19 protein-coding genes are annotated in these 18,344 nt (G+C 66.1%); 9 read left to right on the top strand and 10 right to left on the bottom strand.

Annotated elements, in window-relative coordinates:
- Positions 1 to 16: 16 nt before the first annotated feature.
- Entirely contained in the window at positions 17 to 472 is a 456-nt protein-coding gene (locus FGS76_RS13310) for a DUF2147 domain-containing protein (RefSeq protein WP_138773141.1), read from the top strand.
- 98 nt (positions 473 to 570) lie between these two features.
- Here the strand turns inward: FGS76_RS13310 and FGS76_RS13305 are convergent, their stop codons facing one another.
- Complete coding sequence (locus FGS76_RS13305; RefSeq protein WP_138773140.1) at positions 571 to 1,197, bottom strand: TetR/AcrR family transcriptional regulator; 627 nt, start codon at positions 1,195 to 1,197, stop codon at positions 571 to 573.
- 90 nt (positions 1,198 to 1,287) lie between these two features.
- On the opposite strand from FGS76_RS13305, the gene FGS76_RS13300 reads away from it, so the two are divergent.
- Genes FGS76_RS13300 through FGS76_RS13290 form a run of 3 tightly spaced genes read left to right on the top strand, consistent with a single transcriptional unit; the run spans position 1,288 to position 4,761 of the window.
- Positions 1,288 to 2,109 carry an SDR family NAD(P)-dependent oxidoreductase gene (locus tag FGS76_RS13300; RefSeq protein WP_138773139.1) on the top strand — a complete coding sequence of 274 codons (822 nt, stop codon included), beginning with the start codon at positions 1,288 to 1,290 and terminating at the stop codon, positions 2,107 to 2,109.
- A gap of 23 nt (positions 2,110 to 2,132) precedes the next feature.
- On the top strand, positions 2,133 to 3,062 hold the full coding sequence (locus FGS76_RS13295) for a ferritin family protein (protein WP_138773138.1): 930 nt from the start codon (positions 2,133 to 2,135) through the stop codon (positions 3,060 to 3,062).
- Positions 3,063 to 3,117: 55 nt separating this feature from the next.
- Positions 3,118 to 4,761 (top strand): flavin-containing monooxygenase, encoded by a 1,644-nt coding sequence (locus tag FGS76_RS13290; RefSeq protein WP_240692538.1) that lies wholly within the window; start codon positions 3,118 to 3,120, stop codon positions 4,759 to 4,761.
- A 224-nt stretch (positions 4,762 to 4,985) separates the two neighbouring features.
- On the opposite strand, the gene FGS76_RS13285 is transcribed toward FGS76_RS13290, so the two are convergent.
- Complete coding sequence (locus tag FGS76_RS13285) at positions 4,986 to 6,230, bottom strand: acyl-CoA dehydrogenase family protein (RefSeq protein WP_138773137.1); 1,245 nt, start codon at positions 6,228 to 6,230, stop codon at positions 4,986 to 4,988.
- 226 nt (positions 6,231 to 6,456) lie between these two features.
- Here FGS76_RS13285 and FGS76_RS13280 point away from each other — a divergent pair, with 226 nt between their 5' ends.
- Positions 6,457 to 7,953: a flavin-containing monooxygenase gene (locus FGS76_RS13280; protein WP_138773136.1), complete on the top strand. Its 1,497-nt coding sequence runs from the start codon at positions 6,457 to 6,459 to the stop codon at positions 7,951 to 7,953.
- Between the two features lie 183 nt (positions 7,954 to 8,136).
- Entirely contained in the window at positions 8,137 to 9,021 is an 885-nt protein-coding gene (locus tag FGS76_RS13275; protein ID WP_138773135.1) for a CHAD domain-containing protein, read from the top strand.
- Between the two features lie 6 nt (positions 9,022 to 9,027).
- On the opposite strand, the gene FGS76_RS13270 is transcribed toward FGS76_RS13275, so the two are convergent.
- The 3 genes from FGS76_RS13270 to FGS76_RS13260 all read right to left on the bottom strand — a co-directional run bounded on the left by FGS76_RS13270 (position 9,028) and on the right by FGS76_RS13260 (position 11,075).
- Complete coding sequence (locus FGS76_RS13270) at positions 9,028 to 9,354, bottom strand: hypothetical protein (protein ID WP_338081333.1); 327 nt, start codon at positions 9,352 to 9,354, stop codon at positions 9,028 to 9,030.
- A complete protein-coding gene (locus FGS76_RS13265) occupies positions 9,354 to 10,088 on the bottom strand; it encodes a glutathione S-transferase (RefSeq protein ID WP_138773133.1) in 735 nt (244 codons plus the stop codon). The genes FGS76_RS13270 and FGS76_RS13265 overlap by 1 nt, the downstream gene beginning before the upstream one ends.
- 78 nt (positions 10,089 to 10,166) lie before the next feature.
- Entirely contained in the window at positions 10,167 to 11,075 is a 909-nt protein-coding gene (locus FGS76_RS13260) for a LysR family transcriptional regulator (RefSeq protein ID WP_138773132.1), read from the bottom strand.
- Between the two features lie 113 nt (positions 11,076 to 11,188).
- Here FGS76_RS13260 and FGS76_RS13255 point away from each other — a divergent pair, with 113 nt between their 5' ends.
- Positions 11,189 to 12,178, top strand: a complete 990-nt coding sequence (locus FGS76_RS13255; protein WP_138773131.1) for an aldo/keto reductase — start codon at positions 11,189 to 11,191, stop codon at positions 12,176 to 12,178.
- A 44-nt stretch (positions 12,179 to 12,222) separates the two neighbouring features.
- Here FGS76_RS13255 and FGS76_RS13250 read toward each other — a convergent pair whose 3' ends face one another.
- The 4 genes from FGS76_RS13250 to FGS76_RS13235 form a co-directional block, all read right to left on the bottom strand.
- Positions 12,223 to 13,167, bottom strand: coding sequence for a cation diffusion facilitator family transporter (locus FGS76_RS13250; protein WP_138773130.1), 945 nt, complete (start codon positions 13,165 to 13,167; stop codon positions 12,223 to 12,225).
- 61 nt (positions 13,168 to 13,228) lie between these two features.
- The gene (locus tag FGS76_RS13245) at positions 13,229 to 13,705 is read right to left on the bottom strand and encodes a hypothetical protein (RefSeq protein WP_138773129.1); all 477 of its coding nucleotides are present in this window, start codon (positions 13,703 to 13,705) and stop codon (positions 13,229 to 13,231) included.
- A gap of 4 nt (positions 13,706 to 13,709) precedes the next feature.
- Positions 13,710 to 13,973: an ElaB/YgaM/YqjD family protein gene (locus FGS76_RS13240; RefSeq protein WP_138773128.1), complete on the bottom strand. Its 264-nt coding sequence runs from the start codon at positions 13,971 to 13,973 to the stop codon at positions 13,710 to 13,712.
- Between the two features lie 179 nt (positions 13,974 to 14,152).
- Complete coding sequence (locus FGS76_RS13235; RefSeq protein WP_138773127.1) at positions 14,153 to 15,160, bottom strand: isocitrate dehydrogenase; 1,008 nt, start codon at positions 15,158 to 15,160, stop codon at positions 14,153 to 14,155.
- A 232-nt stretch (positions 15,161 to 15,392) separates the two neighbouring features.
- Between FGS76_RS13235 and crcB the strand changes: the two genes are divergently transcribed.
- A complete protein-coding gene (crcB, locus tag FGS76_RS13230; RefSeq protein WP_138773126.1) occupies positions 15,393 to 15,785 on the top strand; it encodes a fluoride efflux transporter CrcB in 393 nt (130 codons plus the stop codon).
- Between the two features lie 13 nt (positions 15,786 to 15,798).
- Here crcB and FGS76_RS13225 read toward each other — a convergent pair whose 3' ends face one another.
- Positions 15,799 to 16,767, bottom strand: coding sequence for an AraC family transcriptional regulator (locus FGS76_RS13225; RefSeq protein ID WP_138773125.1), 969 nt, complete (start codon positions 16,765 to 16,767; stop codon positions 15,799 to 15,801).
- A gap of 372 nt (positions 16,768 to 17,139) precedes the next feature.
- Between FGS76_RS13225 and FGS76_RS13220 the strand changes: the two genes are divergently transcribed.
- Entirely contained in the window at positions 17,140 to 18,321 is a 1,182-nt protein-coding gene (locus tag FGS76_RS13220) for an efflux RND transporter periplasmic adaptor subunit (protein ID WP_138773124.1), read from the top strand.
- Positions 18,322 to 18,344 lie beyond the last annotated feature (23 nt).

Raw genomic sequence — 18,344 nt, 5'->3', positions numbered from 1 at the left:
CCTGGAGGACCCTGTCATGATCAAACCGCTGATTTCCGCCGCCCTGCTCGGCGTGTGCGCCGTGGGCTGGGCCGCCGACGATTCCCATGCCATTGAAGGGGTCTGGGAAACCAAGACCGGTGGCTACGTGCAGATTTATCAGGACGGTGACACCTGGAACGGCCGCGTGGTCGGCTCCAGCGACGGCGAAGCCCGCTTCGACGAGAACAACCCGGACGAAAGCAAACGGGGCCGCCGCCTGCTCGGCGTCACCGTGCTCCAGAACCTGAAATACGCCGGCGGTGAAACCTGGGAAGACGGAAGCATCTACTCCCCGGACAACGGCAAAACCTACAGCGCCAAGGCCACCCTCACCGACCCGGACACCCTGGATGCCCGAGGCTACATCGGCGTCAGCCTGCTCGGCCGCACCCAGACCTGGCACCGGGTCGGCGAAGACGCCCCGCATCTGCATAAGGACCTGCTTGAATAAGAAGAGCTTCAAGCTTCAAGCTGCAGGCTACAGGCTAAACCCTCTATGGAGAGGTGTGCTTGTAGCCTGCAGCTTGTAGCTTGTAGCTAGCCCCGGCCCTAAGGGCCGCGGGCTAATTCCCCCTCCACAAAATACCCCACCATATCCCCCAATCCGCGCACCAAATCATCGAACGCCACCGTCGGGTGGGGGTCGGTGAGGTGACGGATCACGGTGAAGATGCCGCCGTTGATCATGATGAAACCCATGGCCGGCAGGTTGCCCAGGCGGGTCAGGTCCGGGTGGTGCATGACGTACTGCACCAGCAGGTTCATCAGCATCCGGTTGATTGGCTCCAGCTGATTGCGCGGGGCGAAGTAGGCGGCGTAGCTCATGTAGCGCAGATAGCGGCCGTCGTCCCGTTCCAGCAGGTCGCGGAAGCGGTACAGCAGTTCCGCCACCAGCGGCCGGATTTCCATGCGCACCAGTTCCGGAATGCGCGGTTGCACCATGTCCACCACCTCGGCGACCACGTGCTGGTGCATGGCGTCGAAGATCTCTTCCTTGTTGGCGAAGTACTCGTACAGCGACCCCACGCTGACCCCGGCGATCTCGGCGATGTGCCGGGTGGTGGTGCCCTCCACCCCGTTGCGGCTCAGGGAAATAAAGCCCGCTTCCACGATGGCGCGCACGGTGGCCTTGGCGCGGGGCTGGGAGGGGCGTCGCTGGCGAGTGGGAGGGGCCATATCCGAATTGAATCCGAACAAATGATCGGACTACTTTGCCATTGATGAATGTCACGGTCAATTTGGCACTGTTTGGCGAGGACTCCGAACATGACAGAACACCTTTCCCGTAACGCCCGCGCCGTGGTCACCGGCGCCGGCAGCGGCATCGGCCGCGCTTTCGCCCTGGAGCTGGCGGCCCGGGGCGGGCGCGTGGTGTGCGCCGATATCGATGAAGCCGGTGCCGCCGCCACCGCCGAACGGATCACCGCAAAAGGCGGCCTGGCCCTGGCGGTGGCCTGCGACGTGTCCCGGCTGGAGCAGGTGGAAGCGCTGGCGGAGCAGGCCGCCGAATGGTTCGGCGAGGAGCCGGACCTGGTGATCAACAACGCCGGGGTGGGCGCCGGTGGCAAGCGCATTGGTGAGATCTCCATGGACGACTGGCACTGGGTCATGGGCGTGAACATGTGGGGCGTGATCCACGGCTGCCATGTGTTCGCGCCGCGCCTGCGCCGGTTGCCCCAAGCGGGAATCATCAATGTCTGCTCCACCGCCAGCTTCGCGGCGGCGCCCAGCATGGGCCCCTACAACGCCAGCAAGGCGGCGGTGCTGGCGGTGTCCGAGACGCTGGCGGCGGAAAGCACCGGCAGCGGCCTCAAGGTCACCGCCCTGTGCCCCACGGTGGTGAAGACCAACATCTTCGCCAGTGGCCGCATCGACGATTCGGTGACGCCGCTGATGAACCGCTGGGTCTCGCTCACCGGCGTTTCCGCCGAGGGCGTGGCCCGCACCACGCTCAAGGCCCTGGACAAGGGCCGTCTCTATGTCCTGCCGCAGATCGACGCGCGCCTGATCTGGCGCGCCAAGCGTTATGTGCCGGCGCTGTATGCGCGCGGCGCCGGTCTGCTCAGCCGTTTCACCCTGGCTTCCTGAATCCTGCAAAAGGGGAGAACAACATGGCTTCCATCGATCTGGAAAAAATGCTGGCCAAGGTCAAGGCCAGCCAGTGGGCCCTGGCGGACATCGACTGGGACGCCCCCGGCGCCGAGTTGATCACCGATGAACAGCGCCCCAAGCTGAAAGCGTTCATGGCCGACCTGATGTGGATCGAGCACGTCGGCGCCCGTGGCTTCGCGGCCATGGCCCGCAAGGCGCCCAATGACACGCTCAAGGAAATCTACACCTACTTCCACGCCGAGGAGCAGCGCCACGCCAACGCCGAGATGGCGCTGATGAAGCGCTGGGGCATGCTCGACGGCGACCAGGTGCCGGAGCCCAACAAGAACCTGCGGCTGGTGATCCAGTGGCTGGACCGCTACAGCGACGACATGCCGCTGGAAGTGCTGGGCTCGGTGATTCCGATGCTGGAGATCGCCCTGGACGGCGCGCTCTGCACCTTCCTGCTGGATACCGTGGACGACCCGATGTGCCACCAGGCGTTCGCGCGTATCAACGATGATGAATCCCGCCACTTGGGCGTGGGCTTCCACGTGCTGGAAATGCAGGGCCACGGCGACACCTATATCAAGGTACTCAAAGCCATCGGCACCTTGATGGACCCGCGCCTGATTCTCGGCATCGCCTCCTATGTGCCGCTGCTCAACCGCATGCGCGACAACATTATCGATATGGGCTTGGGCGAGGAGCGCCTGTACGCCGCCATGAAAAAATTCGAACGCATCGGCGGGCGCACCGCCGACGGCCGTCGTAACCCCTGGTATCAGATCATCAGCCGCCACGGCCGCATCGTCATCAACCGCCAACACCGGCTGTACCACACCCCGGTGGACGCCATGGTGCGCCTCACCGATCTGATTCCGGACCGGGTAATGCCGTCCCGGGTGCCGACGTGGGTTAAGGGGATCACTTACCGGCCGGTGGTGTAGGGGCGGGTTGAAAGTTGAAAGTTAAAAGTTGAAAGGACAAGCGGACGGGTCAGTGATGAGCGATCGTGAGGAAGACATGGGTGGGCGGCAGCATCCGGCGCCGGAAAAGAAAACGGCGGTGAAGGCGGCCCCGCGGCAAACAACCGTGGCAAAAAAGGCGGCTGCCAAAAAGGCCAGCACAAAAAAGGCCGCGGCGAAAAAGACACCGCGCAAGGGCGCCGCTCGCAAGCGCGCGCCCAAGCCGGTGTCGGTGCTGATCGTGGGCGCCGGCTTTGCCGGGTTGGGCATGGCGATCCGGCTGAAGAAAGCAGGCATCGAGGACTTTGTGATTCTCGAGCGCGGCGACCGGGTGGGCGGCACCTGGCGGGACAACACCTATCCCGGCGCCGCCTGCGATATCCCTTCCAATCTCTATTCGTTTTCCTTCGCGCCGAATCCGAACTGGTCGCGCAGCTATTCGGAAAGCGCGGAGATTCTGGATTACATCGAGTACCTGGTGGCCGCCTTCGGGCTCAAGAAGCATATCCGCTTCAATCACAACGTCACCGGCCTGGACTTCGATGAAGGGCGGGGGCTGTGGACCGCGCAACTGGAGGACGGCGGTTCGGTGCGGGCCCGCTCGGCGGTGATGGCCCAGGGGCCGCTTTCCAACGCCAGCTTTCCGGACATTGAAGGCGTCGCGGACTTCCGGGGCAAGAAAATCCACAGCGCCCGCTGGGACCACGACTACGACTTCAGCGGCAAGCGGGTGGGGGTGATCGGCACCGGCGCCAGCGGTATTCAGATCGTTCCGGAACTTGTGGAGCGGGTGGATACATTGAAAGTGTTCCAGCGCACCCCGGCCTGGGTGATTCCGCGCCCGGACTTCCACACTCCGAACTGGAACAAGGCGCTGTTCCGCACCGTGCCGGCCAGCCAGAAGGCCCTGCGCGAGGCGCTGTTCTGGACCCATGAAACCATGGCCATGGCGGTGATCTGGAATTCGCCGCTGACCCGGCTGGCGGAGCGGCTGGCCCGGCGTCATTTGCACCGGCAGGTGGAAGACGACTGGATGCGCCGGCAACTGACCCCGGATTTCCGCATTGGCTGCAAGCGGGTGCTGGTGTCCAACGACTATTATCCGGCGCTGCAGAAGGACAATGCGCAGCTGATTACCTGGCCCATCGCCAAATTGTCGGAGAACGGTATCCGCACCGCCGATGGCGTGGAGCACGAACTGGATTGCGTGGTGTTCGCCACCGGTTTCGATGTGCCGAAGAGCGGCGCGCCTTTCCCGGTGCGTGGCCGCGATGGCCGCGAGCTGGGCCAGGAGTGGGCGCGCGGTGCCCAGGCCTACAAGAGCATCAATGTGGCCGGCTACCCGAATCTGTTTTTCCTGTTCGGGCCGAACAGCGGGCCGGGGCACAACTCCGCGCTGGTCTATATGGAAGCGCAGCTGGATTACGCGGTGCGTGGCGTGCTGCGGCTGCTGGACGACAACCTCAAGCTGCTCGACGTGAAGCCGGCGGTGCAGGAGCGGCACAACCAGCGGCTGCAAAAGCGCCTGGCCAAAACCAACTGGAACTCCGGCTGCAAGAGCTGGTACCTCACCGAGGACGGCTTCAACGCCACCATGTTCCCCGGCTTCGCCACCCAGTACCGGCGGCAGATGGCTATCTTTGACGATCGGGATTATGAGCGGGTGGAGCTCAAGGTTTAGCGATCGATCTTTGGACCCTCCAGCGGGGGCGCTTCGAGGTAGGCTTCGGCCTTGGTGGGGGGAATTGGTGGTTGGAATCGCGGCTGAAGCCGCTCCTACAGCGGCGTGGTAGGGCGGCGCTTACGGAGACGCTGTAGGAGCGACTTCAGTCGCGATGCCGACGGCACCGCCCATGATCGCGGCTGAAGTCGCTCCTACGGAGGCTCCGTATCTCGGCGGCGTTTCTAAAGGGTGAAATAGGCCGCCGTGTCGCCACGATGCTCGCGGGCCTTCTTGAGCTCGGCGCGGGCCACGGTGCGCAGGTGCACCTCGTCCGGGCCGTCCATGAAGCGCAGGGCGCGGCCCCAGGTATAGAGGTAGGCCAGGGGGGTGTCCGGGGACAGGCCCATGGCGCCGAAGATCTGGATGGCCCGGTCCACCACCCGGGTCTGCAGGCGCGCCGCCACCAGCTTGATCGCCGACACCTGGGTGCGGGCGGCGGCGTTGCCCTGCTGGTCCATCAGCCAGGCAGCGTGCAGTACCAGCAGGCGGGCCTGGTCGATCTCCAGGCGCGATTCCGCGATCCAGTCCTTCACGTTCTCGTGCTCGCTGAGCAGCTTGCCGAACACGCGCCGTTCCAGGGCCCGTTCGCACATCATCTCCAGGGCCAGTTCGCACTGGCCGATGGTGCGCATACAGTGGTGCACCCGGCCCGGGCCAAGCCGCGCCTGGGCCATGGCGAAGCCGTCGCCGGGGGCGCCCAGGGGCTGGCTCACCGGCACCCGCACGCCCCGGAACACCAGCTCGCAGTGCCCCTCCGGCGAGTGGTGCTGGAAGATCGGGATGTTGCGTTCCACGGTGAGGCCGGGGGTGTCCATGGGCACGATCAGCATGGAATGGCGGCGGTGCGGGTCGTCGCCGGGGCCGTCGTCGCAGCGGCCCAGCACGATCACGAAGGCGCAGCGCGGGTGGGCGGCGCCGGTGATGAACCATTTGCGGCCGTCGATCACGTAGTGGTCGCCGTCGCGGCGGAAGGTGGTGCCGATGTTGGTGGCGTCGGAGGAGGCCACGTCCGGTTCGCTCATGGCGAAGCAGGAGCGGATCTCGCCGTCCAGCTGCGGGCGCAGCCAGTGCCGGTATTGGTCCGGGTCGGCGAAGCGGTGCAGCAGTTCCATGTTGCCGGTGTCCGGGGCGCTGCAGTTGAACACCTCGGCGGCCCAGGGCAGCCGGCCCATGATTTCCGCCAGCGGCGCATAGTCCAGGTTGCTCATGGCGGTGCCCGGTTCGTCCTCGCGCAGCTCCGGCAAAAACAGGTTCCACAGGCCCAGCTCCCGGGCCCGGGCCTTGAGCGGTTCGATCACCGCCAGCGGGTACTCGCCGGCCTGGGCGGCCCGGTGCCAGTCGTTATTGCGCGGCAGCACCTCGCAGGCCATGAAGCGGCGCAGCAGGTCCTGGACCTGCACGGCGTACTCGGAAAAGCTGAAATCCATGGTGGCTCCGGCCCGGTGGGATTTTCCAGCGTAGAGCAGCGCCGCCGGCGCCGGTTTGACCCAGGTCAAAGGGGGCGAAATGGGCCACCGGATTGGCCATAGCGACGGTGGAACGGCCCGCTTTGCCCTTTTCCCGCCGGCGGGGCGGGGGCATCATGCGCTGCAATGAAATTGCCATTGAGTAATGTAATCCTGAGCGCCGCCGGCGCCCGGGCTGGAGGTGGGAATGTCCCGGAATCACTTTGATGTACTGATTATTGGCGCTGGTCTGTCCGGCGTGGGCGCGGCCTGCCATCTGAGCCGCGATTGCCCGGATCGCAGTTTCGCGCTGATCGAACGGCGCCCGCGCATGGGCGGCACCTGGGACCTGTTCCGCTACCCGGGCATCCGCTCGGATTCCGACATGTACACCCTGGGCTACAACTTCCGGCCCTGGACCGATCCCAAGGTGCTGGCCGATGGCACGTCGATCCGCGAGTACATCGTGGACACCGCCCGGGAGTACGGGGTCGAGGACAAAATCCATTACGGCCTGCGCATGCTGGGGGCGGATTTTTCCACCGAGACCAGCCTGTGGACCGTGCAGGTGGAACACGAGGAAAGCGGCGAGCGCGAAACCTACAGCTGCCAGTTTCTGCTCTGCTGCACCGGCTATTACAACTACGACGAAGGCTATAAGCCCACCTTCCCCGGCGAGGATGCTTTCAAAGGCCAGGTGATCCACCCCCAGCACTGGCCGGAGAATCTGGACTACGCCGGCAAGAAGGTGGTGGTGATCGGCAGCGGCGCCACCGCCGTCACCCTGGTGCCGGCCATGGCCGGGGAGGCCGGCCATGTGACCATGCTGCAGCGCTCGCCCACCTACATCGCCACGGTGCCGGAGCGCGACGAATTCTCCGTGCGGCTGCGCCGCTTCCTGCCGGAAATGGCGGTCTACCGGATGGCGCGGGCGCGCAACATCGGCCTGCAGCGTCTGGTCTTCAAACTGTCCAAGAAACGCCCGGGGCTGGTGCGCCGCGCGCTGCTGTCCGCCGCCCGGCGCCAGCTCGGTGACGACATCGACATGAAGCACTTCCGGCCCAGCTATAACCCCTGGGACGAGCGCCTGTGCGCGGTGCCCAACGGCGACCTGTTCAAGGTGCTGAGAAAAGGCCAGGCCTCCATCGTCACCGACCACATCGACACCTTCACGGAGAACGGCCTGCGCCTGAAATCCGGCGAGGAACTGGAGGCCGATATCGTGGTGTCCGCCACCGGCCTGAACGTGCAGTTGCTGGGCGGCGCCGAACTGTCGGTGGACGGTGAAACCCGGGAACCCAACGACGTGCTGGTCTACAAGGGCGTGATGCTGCGCGATGTTCCCAACATGGCCATGGTGTTCGGCTACACCAACTCCTCCTGGACCCTGAAGGCGGACCTGGTGGCCGAATACGTGTGCCGCCTGCTCAACTACATGTCGCGCAAGGGCCTGCGTCAGGTCACCCCCCGTGACGCGGAAGGCTGCGACACCGACACCTCCTTTCTGGACCTGCAGTCCGGCTATGTGCAGCGCGCCGCCCACAAACTGCCCCGCCAGGGCAGCAAGGCGCCCTGGAAGGTGCTGAGCAACTATCTGTACGACCTGCCGCGCCTGCGGTACGGGCGCATCGACGACGACACCCTGGAGTTCGTCAAGGACGAGAACCGCAAGCGTCGCGGCATCGGGGCCTTGCTGCGCGGTTGAGTGGCTCTTTCGGCTCCGCCACGGACGCCCGCCTTGATGGCGGGCGTTTTGGTTCGCGGGCTGTTGTTACCGCGCTCAGGGCTGTCATTACCGCGCTCAGGGCTGTCATTTAGTTGTCACGGTAATTTTCCCGTGAAGGTCCCATAATCGGGCTCCCAATCTGGCTGCCCCGGGGGAACCTTCATGGGCCAAAAAACCGCCGACGAAACGGTGCTGATGACGCGCCTTATCGAGGCCGCGCGGGCTCAGGACGAGACCGCACTGACCCTGCTGAAGGACCAGACCACCCTTGACCCGGACCGCGTGCACGACCTGCGGGTAACGGTCAAACGGCTGCGCGCCCTGTGGCGACTGATGGCCACCCAGGGCCACCGCAAAATCGCGGACAAGCGCGACAAGGCTCTGCGCGACGCCGCCCGCCAGCTGTCCTCCGCCCGTGATCGCCAGGTCATGGGCGAAACCCTGGCCGCCCTGCGCGCGGCCAGCCGCCGGGAGTACGAACAGGAGGCGGTGGACGAGGTGCTGCGGGTGGCCCTGCCGGAGGACCCGGAGGCGGTGACGCCGCCGGCGCCGGATGGCTTGCCGGCGGTGTTCAGCGAGGACCAGGCCGCCTGGGACGCACTCCCGGTGGAGCCGGGCACCGAGCTGATCCGCAAAGGGTTCGGGCGCCTGTACGCCGATGCCCGCCAGCGCGGCTTCCAGGCCATCGCCGACGGCCGGGCCGCCCAATGGCACGACTTCCGTAAAAGCGCCAAGGCGCAACTCTACCTGCTGGACCCGGTGGCGGATCGCCTGGAGGACAGCGATATCGCCATCAAGGATCTCAAGAAGCTGGGGCGCCGGCTGGGGGAACTGCACGACCTGCAGGTGCTGGATGATTTCCTGCGCCAGGCGGGCAAGAAAGCCGACAACAAGGAGCCGTTCGCCAACGTGCGGCAGATGATCGGCCGCCGGGAGGCGGACGTGGTGGCGGACTGCGAGAAACGCACCCGCCGTTTCTTCGGGCCCAAGCCCAAGGCGTTCCGCCAGGACCTGCGCCGGGCCCTGGGCTTCAAGAAAGGCGACTGAGCCGGGTCAGGACGGCTGGTCTTCGTCCTCCGGGTCCGGCGTGGAGGGCTCGAAGGCCCTTTTGTCGTCCGGCAGCGATACCCGGTCGCCCACCGCCAGATCGCCGTGGCGGTCGGCGCGCTTGCCGGTTTCCGGATCGATGATCGCCGCCACCTGGCCGTGGCTGAGGCCGGCTTCCCGGTCGTAGGCTTCCACTTTCACCCGGATCACCTGCCCCCGGTGACGCGCCGACAGGATGCTGCCGGCGTGGGGCTCGCCATCAATGTTGGGGTCCTTGGCGTAATAGTCGGCGACGCTCTGCGCGCCGGGGTCGTCCCAGACGATATGAGCCATCAATGTTCTCCATCCAGCTCGGGGTAATGACGGAAGATGCCGTCCTCATTGAACGGCTGGCGCCGTTCGGAATCCAGATAGGCCCGCACTCGGGGGCGCTCCGCCACCCGCGCCACCAGGGCGTTGATCTTGGGCAGGTCGTCGTCGAGCTGGCCGATGGCGCGGGGAAAGGCATAACGGAGCCCGAGCACGGTCTGGAACAGGGACAGGTCCACATAGCTGTGCTCGTCGCCGACCAGATACTCCGCGCCCCGGGGGTTCTGCTCCAGCACCTGCTCGAAATACTCCAGAAAGCGGGGCAGGCGGTGGCGGCGGAACAGATCCGCCCGGCGCAGGGCCTCGTCCCGCTGCTCCTCGTAATAGAGCGTGGACGACAGCGGGTGATGGACATCGTGAATCTCGGCGATGAAATCGGTCAGCGTCAGCTGCAGACCATGGGCCCAGATACGCGGGTCCTCCTGCTCGCCGATCAGGCCCAGGCGCGGCGCCAGAAACTGCAGAATATTGGCGACATGGGAGATCACCAGGTCGCCGGCTTTCAGAAACGGCGGCGCGAAGGGCGGGCGCGGCGTGGCGTCGCCGCTCAGGTACATTTCCAGGGCCGGCACCCCCAGGTCCTGGTCCGGTGAACCCCGGCCCACGTCCAGATAATCGGCGCCGGCGTCTTCCAGGGCCAGGCGCACGTATTCACCGCGTCCCTGGATGCCCGGCCAATAGAACAGTTCGTAGCGCATCACGGTCTCCCTGTTCGATCCTGCTGACCTTCAAAACCCTATGCCAATGTCCGGGGGCGCGTCCAGCCGCATCGCCGATCAGTGGTGCACCCCCGGTTGGCCACGCAGCCGTTCGATCAGCCATTCCACGAACACCTTCACCTTGGCGGACAGGTGGCGGTTGTGCGGGTAGACCACGGACATGAGTGAGGGCCGTGGCCGGTATTCGGGCATTACTTCCACCAGTTCGCCGCTGGCCAGGTAACCGTGGCAGCCGTACAGGGGAACCTGCACCAGCCCCAGACCGGCCAGGGCAGCGGCCACATAGGCCTCGGTGTTGTCCACGGTGATCGAAGCGGGAGGGTTCAGATATAGGGCGGCGCCGTCGGCGTCCAGGTATTCCCAGCGTAGGGGCCGGCCGGTGCGGGCGGCGTGGTAGCGCACCACCTGATGCCGGGCGAGATCCTCCGGGTGCTTTGGTACACCGTGGCGTTCCAGGTAGGCCGGCGCGGCGCAGTTGATTTCCTCCACCTCGCCGACCCGCCGCGCCACCAGCCCGGAGTCGGGTAGCGGGCCGACCCGCAGGGCACAGTCCACCCGCTCCTCGATCAGGTCCACCGGCCGGTCACTGATGCCGATTTCCAGTTCGATATCCGGGTAGCGTTCCCGGAATAGCGGCAGCGCCGGAATAATCAGCCGCCGCGCCGGGTGGCCGGGCAGGTTCACCCGCACCCGGCCGCGCGGACGCTGCTGCTCGGTGAGCGGCGCCTCGGCCTCGGCCAGGGCGTCCAGCACATGCAGGCAGCGCTCGTAATAGGCGCCGCCGTCCAGGGTTGGCGATACCCGGCGGGTGGTACGGTGCAGCAGCCGGGAGCCCAGGTGTGCCTCCAACTGCTGCACGGCGGTGGTCACCGTGGCGCGGGGCATCTCCAGGGTATCGGCGGCGCGGGTGAAGCTGCCGGCTTCCACCACCCGGGTGAACACCAGCATGGCTTTGAAGCGATCCATGGTGAGCTCGATTGTTCAGATTACTGAATAGAGTAAACGATTTTCCCTGGTTTATCCGGAGAATGCGAACATGGACACTGGTTCTCCGCTTCTAATGGCAATGGAGAACCGTGATGCAACAACGTCAATTGGGAACAAACGGGCCGATGGTCTCCGCCCTGGGCCTGGGCTGCATGGGCATGAGCGCTTTTTACGGCCACCGCGACGACCGGGAGTCCATCGCCACCCTGCACGCCGCCCTGGACGCCGGCGTCACCCTGATCGATACCGCCGACATGTACGGCCCCCACACCAACGAGGAACTGGTGGGCCGGGCCATCGCCGGCCGCCGTGATCAGGTGTTCCTGGCCACCAAGTTCGGCATCGTGATGGACTCATCGGACCCTCATGCCCGGGGTGTGGATGGCCGTCCGGAATACGTGCGCCAGTCCGTGGAAGGGAGCCTGCGCCGGCTGGGCGTGGACCACATTGATCTCTACTACCAGCACCGCATCGACCCGTCGGTGCCGATCGAGGATACCGTGGGCGCCATGGCCGAGCTGGTGCGCGAAGGCAAGGTCCGTTACCTGGGGCTCAGCGAGGCGGCCCCGGACACCCTGCGCCGGGCCCAGGCGGTGCATCCCATCGCCGCCCTGCAGATGGAGTATTCCCTGTGGACCCGGGACGCGGAGGAAGAGCTGCTGGACACCTGCCGGGAGCTGGGCATTGGTTTCGTGGCCTACAGCCCCCTGGGCCGGGGTTTTCTGAGCGGCGCGATCCGCTCGCCGGAGGACTTCGAAAGCGATGACTTCCGCCGTCACCACCCGCGCTTCCAGGGCGATAACTTCCGCCGCAACCTGGAACTGGTGGACCAGGTGCACGCCCTGGCGGAGGAAAAAGGGATCACCGCATCGCAGCTGGCGCTGGCCTGGGTGCTGGCCCGGGGCGAGGATGTGGTGCCCCTGTTCGGCACCAAGCGGCGCCAGTATCTGAGCGATAACCTGGGGGCGCTGGACGTGACCCTGAGCGCCGAGGAAGTGGCGCGGTTGGATGCCATCTTCCCCGCCCACGCCGCCGCCGGCGAACGCTATGGCGCCGAGGGCATGGCCACCGTGGGCCATTGATCGCGGGCCGGCGGCCTCGGAGTTCGCGGGCCGCCGGGCCGCTGCTACCGGGAAACGGGCCGGGTCTGCTGGTCCGGGGTGCAGGGGGCGGCCCATTTGGGGTCGGCGGTGAACAGGGTGTCGGTGACCGTGTTCGGGCAGACCCCGGCCACCGCCCGGCGCAGCCGTTCGCGGACCTGGTCCAGCTCCGCCAGGCCGCCGGCCGGCGCGTAGTCCGCCGGTAGCACCACATGGGTCATCACATACAGCTGGCGCCCGGGGCGCACCATGCGCACTTCCAGCTGACGCACCGTCAGGTCCGCCAGGGCCCCTTCGATGGCGGCGCGCACCGGGCGGCGCAGTTGGCGGGGCGGGGCGCGGTTGAGCAGTTCCCGCAGGGCGCCACGGGCCATGCGTATCGGCATGCCCAGGCAGAACAGCACCACCGCGATCACCAGTACCGAATCCACGTAGGGCACGATTTGCTGCCAGCCCAGCCAGCGCGCCACCGGAATAAAGCTGAAGGTAAGCAGCACCGAGCCGGAGATCAGCGAGTTGATCAGCCAGTTCTCGAAATCCGCCCGCACCAGGGGCGTGTCCAGGCGTTCCTTGGCGCGGTACAGGGTCCAGGCGGTGAACGAGCAGGTCAGGGTGGCGAACAGGGCGTAGAGAATGGCCGGGCCGGCGACGATGGCGCGGCCGCCGGCGAACAGGGCCAGCACCGCGTCACCCAGGGCGAACAGGGAAACGCCCAGGATCAGCAGACCCTTGCCGGCGTTTACCAGGGATTCGAAATAGCCGTAACCGAACGGGAATTTACGGTCGTCCGGCTGGGCGGTGAGAGCACTGATGCGCACCGTGACCAGCGCCACCAGGAAGTAGACCAGGTTGAACAGGCCGTCCAGAAGAATGGCCTGGGAATGGGTGACGCTGGCGGCGGTGACCGCCGCGCTGCCCACCAGCAGTGCCATCAGCGCGGACAGAATCAGCACACCGCGTTCGGTTTTCATCGCCACCCTCGAGTCGCCGGCAAATGGAGCCGGCCAGTCTACCGCAAGTGGCGCTGGGCGCTCAGTCCTGGTCCTCGGAGAAACCCCGGTAGGCTTCCAGGGCCTTGCGCGTCACCACCGGTCCGGCGGCGCGGGCGAGAAAACGGCGGGTGCCCGGGCTGGCGGCGATCAGCACGCCGGCGGCCAGGGCGCCCACCGCCACCAGACTGCTGTTTTCACGGGTCCAGCGCAGGGCGCTGTCACCGATCAATGGCCGCAGGCTGTCTTCCAGCCGGGCTTCCGCCGCCGGCGTCTGATGCCGGTCCGGCGTGTCCGGTTTGGACGCCACCGCGCGCCTGACCAGCAGGGCCAGCAGCACGGTGACCAGCAGCAGTCCCAGGCCGGTGTAGAGCGACGCCAGGGGCGCGCCCACGTGGGGCGCCAGCGCCAGCCAGCCCGCCGCCGCGAAACACAGCAGCGTGGCCAGGCCGGTCAACATGGCCAGCCACACCAGGGCGTTGAGACTGAACAGGGACGAGAGTGGCCGGCGCAGGTTCATGGGCTCAGCGGCTGATCAGTTTGCCAAGCAGAATGCCCACGCCGAACGCGGCGAATACGCTGGTCAGCGGACGTTCCTTGATGTGTGAACCCCATTGCTCGGTGTGCATCTCGGCGCGGGCGCGCACGTCGTCGAACTGGGCGCGAGCCTGTTCCACGCCGGCCTGGGCTTTCTGTTGGGAGTTGCGCTTGGCGGCCTCGGTAAGGGCACCGAGATCACGGCGCAGTTGTTCGATGTCTTTCTTGAGCGCTTCGGTTTCCTGGCTCATGTCACCACCTCCTGTCGGTTGAATGCGTGTCCGTTAACAGGCCCTGAGCATAGACAAGGTGGGCGGTGGCTGCCTATAGACGTGGATCAGAAAAACCGCCGGTGAATCGGTGGTGGGGCGTCGAAGGGCCGCCCGGCGCGGGCCGGGCGGCTTTGCAAAAGATTGATAAAGCCAGCCGTTCAGAGGTGTTTGATCAGCTCATCGGTGAACTCGTCGGTGGACGCGTTGCCGCCCAGGTCCGGAGTCACCACCTTGCCCTCGCCCACCACATGGCGGATGGCGGTGCGCAGACGCCCCGCTTTTTCGTTCATTTCCAGGTATTCGAGCATCATGCCGGCGCCCAGCATCAGCGCGGTGGGGTTGGCCACGCCCTTGCCGGCGATGTCCGGGGCGCTGCCGTGCACCGCCTCGAAAATACCCCGGTGTTCGCCGATGTTGGCGCCGGGGGCGAGCCCCAGGCCGCCGGTGAGGCCGGCACACAGATCGGAAAGAATGTCACCGAACAGGTTGGTGGTGACGATCACGTCGAAGCGGTGCGGGTTCATCGCCAGCTGCATGGCGCAGTTGTCGACGATCATTTCCTCATGCTCGATGTTCGGGTATTCCTCGGCCACCGAGCGGGCCACGCTGAGAAACAGGCCGGAGGTGGATTTCATGATGTTGGCCTTGTGCACCACGGTGACCTTGCGGCGGCCCAGGCGTTGGGCGGCTTCGTAGGCGAAACGCATCAGCCGCTTGGATTCCTTGCGGGTGATCACGCTGCGCAGCTCGGCCCGTTCGCCGTCGTCGCTGACCATCTGGCCTTCGCCGGAATAGATGCCTTCGATGTTTTCGCGGATGGTGAGGATGTCCACATTGTCATAGCGCGAGCGCACCCCGGGGATGGACAGCGCCGGGCGCAGGTTGGCGAACAGATCGAAGTGCTTGCGCAGGGTCACGTTCACCGAGCGGAAGCCCTTGCCCACCGGGGTGGTGATCGGGCCTTTCAGGGCCACCGTGTTCTTCTCGATCATGTCCAGGGTTTCCTGGGGCACCAGATCCAGGCCCTGATCCAGGGCGGTCTGGCCGGCAATGGCCTCATCATAGGCAAAGTCGCACTCCAGGGCGTCCAACAGTCGCAAGGTGGCCTTTACGATGTCCGGACCAATGCCGTCGCCGGGAATAACGGTTACGCGTGTCTGCGCCATGGAAGAACTCCTCTGATTATCGGGTTGGATAATGAATTGGCTGGCCTCCACCGTCGATACGACTTTCGCAGCGTTGGTGAACGGGCCGGGTCTGGGATCACCAGGAGGGCGCCATTCTAGCAGACCGGCGCCGCTTCGTGGGGGCGTGAAGGCAAGCTTCATGCCAGAGGTTTCATGGTGCGGACATCGGCGTCATCATATCCCCTGTTTTTTCCGACGGGGGACAGACCCAATGTGGTTATCGGTGGTAGCGATCTCGGTGGGGGCGGCGCTGGGCGCCAATCTGCGCTGGCTGTTGAGTCTCGGGTTGAACGCCCTGTTTCCGGCCATCCCGCTGGGCACCCTGGCCGCCAATCTGCTGGGCGGCTGGCTGATCGGCGTGGCCCTGGGCGTGTTCGCCGGCCTGCCGTCGCTGACCCCGGAATGGCGCTTGCTGGTGGTGACCGGCTTCCTCGGCGCCCTCACCACCTTCTCGTCGTTCTCCGCGGAGATGTTCATCAATCTGCAGGCGGGCCGCTGGGGGCTGGCCACGGCGGGTATCGCCGCCCATGTGGTCGGCTCCCTGTGCATGACCGGGCTGGGCCTGGGCATGGTGGCCCTGGCCCGTCACTGGCTGACGCGCTGACCGCCCGGCGCGCTCAGGCGCGGGCGGTCTCCGGGTACTCGCCGCGCAGCTTGACCACGTCCGCCCGGGGCGGATTGCCGAACAGGCGGCTGTATTCGCGGCTGAAATGGGACGGGCTTTCATAGCCCACCCGGAAGCTGGCGGTGGCCGCCTCCAGGCCCTGGGCCACCATCAGCCGGCGTGCCTCGTGGAGGCGCAGCTTCTTCTGGAATTGCAGCGGTGACATGCGCGTCACCTGTTTGAAGCTGTGGTACAGGGCGGACTCGCTCATGTTCGCCATGTCCGCCAGTTCCCGGACCCGCAGCGGTTCACTGAAGCGGTCCTTGAGCACCGAGATCACCTTGGACACCCGGTGCACCTGGCTGTCCGCCACGGCCAGTTTGCGCAGGCGCGGGCCGATCTCCCCGGTCAGGGCCCGGTACAGAATCTCGCGCCGCGCCAGCGGCGCCAGAATCGGCGCGTCGGCGGGCGTATCAAGCAGTTTCAACAGCCGCAGCATCGCTTCCACCTGACTCTTCTCCGCCTGCACCCGGCCCAGGCCGCAGGCGCTTTCCGCGCACTCGGGGTGGTCCTCCATATGCAGGATGGCATCGCCCAGCTCCAGCATCAGGTCGGTGACTTCCTGGGGATCGATGGTCAGCTTCAGACCCAGGTAGGGCTGTTCCGGGGACGCCTGGGTGATCTTGCCGAGCACCGGCAAATGCACCGACGACACCAGACAACTCAAGGGCCCGTAATCCAATTCCCGGTCGCCCAGCCAGATGGTCTTGGCGCCCTGGGCGATCAGGCACAGGGACGGATCATAGATCGAGGACCCCATGCAGCTGTTGGTGGAGTTGGCGCGGAACAGATCCAGGCCGGCGATGGACGTGGTATTGAGCCCCTCGTTGGGGGCCCACTTCTGGATCTGGCGGGAAAGAGTTTTCGCCAAGTGGACCAGTTCGGGATCGGGCAGGTTGTGAAGCGGTGGGCGGGCGGTCACGGGGCGTCCTCCGGTCGGCGGCAAAACGGTGGTGGCATCGATAAGCGGTGAGTCTACGCCCGTATTTTGGGGGCTTTATGGCAAAAAGCCAGATATTTGCAGAATTGGGCAAGCACTGGGGAGAAACGGGCAATCCCTTCCCATTCCGCCCTGGAATGGGGCCAGCCCCGCACACCGCGCCGGCGGCTTCGTGGCGTTGCTCTGCAGAATCAGGCAAGTAAGAGGGAGGAACTCGATAACGCCGCCGGGGCGCCCGCCACTACAGTACGTCCCCATGAACACCCCTCTCAGAATAATAAACGTTTCGGGCTTGACCTGAACTTAAGTTGAGGAACTACCGTTCACCGCCTAACGCATACGGAGTAACAAACCATGGAAAATATCAACGGCGCCCCGGTGGCGGGCGCGGGCCTTTACTGGGGGCTGGCCACGCTGCTGGTGGCGGGGCTGCTGTTGCTGGCCGGCTGCGATGCCCGTGGTGAAGCGGAAGCCGCCGCGCCGCCGGCTGCGCAGGTGGATGTGGCCCGGGTACTGGTGGAACCGGTGACCCTGTGGGAAACCTTCACCGGCCGGGTGGAAGCCCCGCAGACCGTGCAACTGCGCCCCCGCGTCACCGGCTATATCGACGAAGTGGCCTTTCAGGAAGGCGAGCTGGTGGAAGCCGGTGCCTTGCTGTTCCGCATTGATCCGCGCCCCTATGAGGCCCGCGCCCGGGCCGCCAGGGCGGCGGTGACCCAGGCCCGCAGCCAGCGTCAGCTCGCCGAGGGCGAGGCCGGCCGGGCCCGCAAGCTGCTGGACGCCCGCGCCATCTCCCGGGAGGAGTACGACCAGCGCCAGGCCGCGCTGCTCAACGCCCGCGCCCTGGTGGACGAGGCCGAAGCGGCCCTGGTCAGCGCCGAGCTGGACCTGCGCTATACCCGCATCACCGCGCCGGTGGCCGGCCGTGCCGGCCGCGCCCTGGTCACCAAGGGCAACCTGGCCAACGCCGACCAGACCCTGCTGACCACGGTGGTCTCGGTGAACCCTTTGCACGTTTACTTCGACAGCAACGAGTCCGACGCCCAGGGCGCCCAGGGGCTGATGGAGCAGGGAAAGAGCGCCAAGGTGCGCGTCGGCCTGAGCGGCGAGACCGGGTTCCCCCACCAGGGCGAACTGGACTTCGTGGACAACCAGCTGAACCCGGACACCGGCACCCTGCGTTACCGGGCGGTGCTGCCCAACCCGGATGGCATTTTTAGGCCCGGCCAGTTCGCCCGGGTGGAAATGGCGGTGGCCCACCTGGACCAGGCGCTGCTGATCAACCGCAAGGCGGTGCTCGCCGATCAGGACCGGCGCTTCGTCTACGTGGTCGGTGACGACAATAAGGTAGCCCGCCGGGCGGTGGTCACCGGCCGCGAGGTGGACGACCTGATCGTGGTGCGCCAGGGGCTGGAGTCCGGGGACCGGGTGATCGTCAACGGCACCCAGAAGGTGTTCGCCCCGGGCCAGCCGGTGGCGCCCAACCCCATCGCCATGCGCGAGCCGGCCGTTGAAGGCGAGGTCGCGCACCGCTAGCTAACCCCCACCACTTTTTCCCA

Source organism: Alloalcanivorax gelatiniphagus, assembly GCF_005938655.1.
GTDB lineage: Bacteria > Pseudomonadota > Gammaproteobacteria > Pseudomonadales > Alcanivoracaceae > Alloalcanivorax > Alloalcanivorax gelatiniphagus.
Note: the sequence above shows the minus strand (reverse complement) of the source record. Positions and strands in the feature narration are given on the sequence as shown.

Excerpts from the sequence above, each read along its gene's own strand:
- FGS76_RS13240 (WP_138773128.1), bottom strand. The coding sequence starts at position 13,973 with ATGAGCCAGGAAACCGAAGCGCTCAAGAAAGACATCGAACAACTGCGC.
- FGS76_RS13235 (WP_138773127.1), bottom strand. The coding sequence starts at position 15,160 with ATGGCGCAGACACGCGTAACCGTTATTCCCGGCGACGGCATTGGTCCG.
- FGS76_RS13285 (WP_138773137.1), bottom strand. The coding sequence starts at position 6,230 with ATGGATTTCAGCTTTTCCGAGTACGCCGTGCAGGTCCAGGACCTGCTG.
- FGS76_RS13265 (WP_138773133.1), bottom strand. The coding sequence starts at position 10,088 with ATGCGCTACGAACTGTTCTATTGGCCGGGCATCCAGGGACGCGGTGAA.
- crcB (WP_138773126.1), top strand. The coding sequence starts at position 15,393 with ATGTGGTTATCGGTGGTAGCGATCTCGGTGGGGGCGGCGCTGGGCGCC.
- FGS76_RS13295 (WP_138773138.1), top strand. The coding sequence starts at position 2,133 with ATGGCTTCCATCGATCTGGAAAAAATGCTGGCCAAGGTCAAGGCCAGC.
- FGS76_RS13220 (WP_138773124.1), top strand. The coding sequence starts at position 17,140 with ATGGAAAATATCAACGGCGCCCCGGTGGCGGGCGCGGGCCTTTACTGG.
- FGS76_RS13245 (WP_138773129.1), bottom strand. The coding sequence starts at position 13,705 with ATGAACCTGCGCCGGCCACTCTCGTCCCTGTTCAGTCTCAACGCCCTG.
- FGS76_RS13300 (WP_138773139.1), top strand. The coding sequence starts at position 1,288 with ATGACAGAACACCTTTCCCGTAACGCCCGCGCCGTGGTCACCGGCGCC.
- FGS76_RS13310 (WP_138773141.1), top strand. The coding sequence starts at position 17 with ATGATCAAACCGCTGATTTCCGCCGCCCTGCTCGGCGTGTGCGCCGTG.
- FGS76_RS13270 (WP_338081333.1), bottom strand. The coding sequence starts at position 9,354 with ATGGCTCATATCGTCTGGGACGACCCCGGCGCGCAGAGCGTCGCCGAC.
- FGS76_RS13280 (WP_138773136.1), top strand. The coding sequence starts at position 6,457 with ATGTCCCGGAATCACTTTGATGTACTGATTATTGGCGCTGGTCTGTCC.
- FGS76_RS13275 (WP_138773135.1), top strand. The coding sequence starts at position 8,137 with ATGGGCCAAAAAACCGCCGACGAAACGGTGCTGATGACGCGCCTTATC.
- FGS76_RS13290 (WP_240692538.1), top strand. The coding sequence starts at position 3,118 with ATGAGCGATCGTGAGGAAGACATGGGTGGGCGGCAGCATCCGGCGCCG.
- FGS76_RS13250 (WP_138773130.1), bottom strand. The coding sequence starts at position 13,167 with ATGAAAACCGAACGCGGTGTGCTGATTCTGTCCGCGCTGATGGCACTG.
- FGS76_RS13255 (WP_138773131.1), top strand. The coding sequence starts at position 11,189 with ATGCAACAACGTCAATTGGGAACAAACGGGCCGATGGTCTCCGCCCTG.
- FGS76_RS13305 (WP_138773140.1), bottom strand. The coding sequence starts at position 1,197 with ATGGCCCCTCCCACTCGCCAGCGACGCCCCTCCCAGCCCCGCGCCAAG.
- FGS76_RS13260 (WP_138773132.1), bottom strand. The coding sequence starts at position 11,075 with ATGGATCGCTTCAAAGCCATGCTGGTGTTCACCCGGGTGGTGGAAGCC.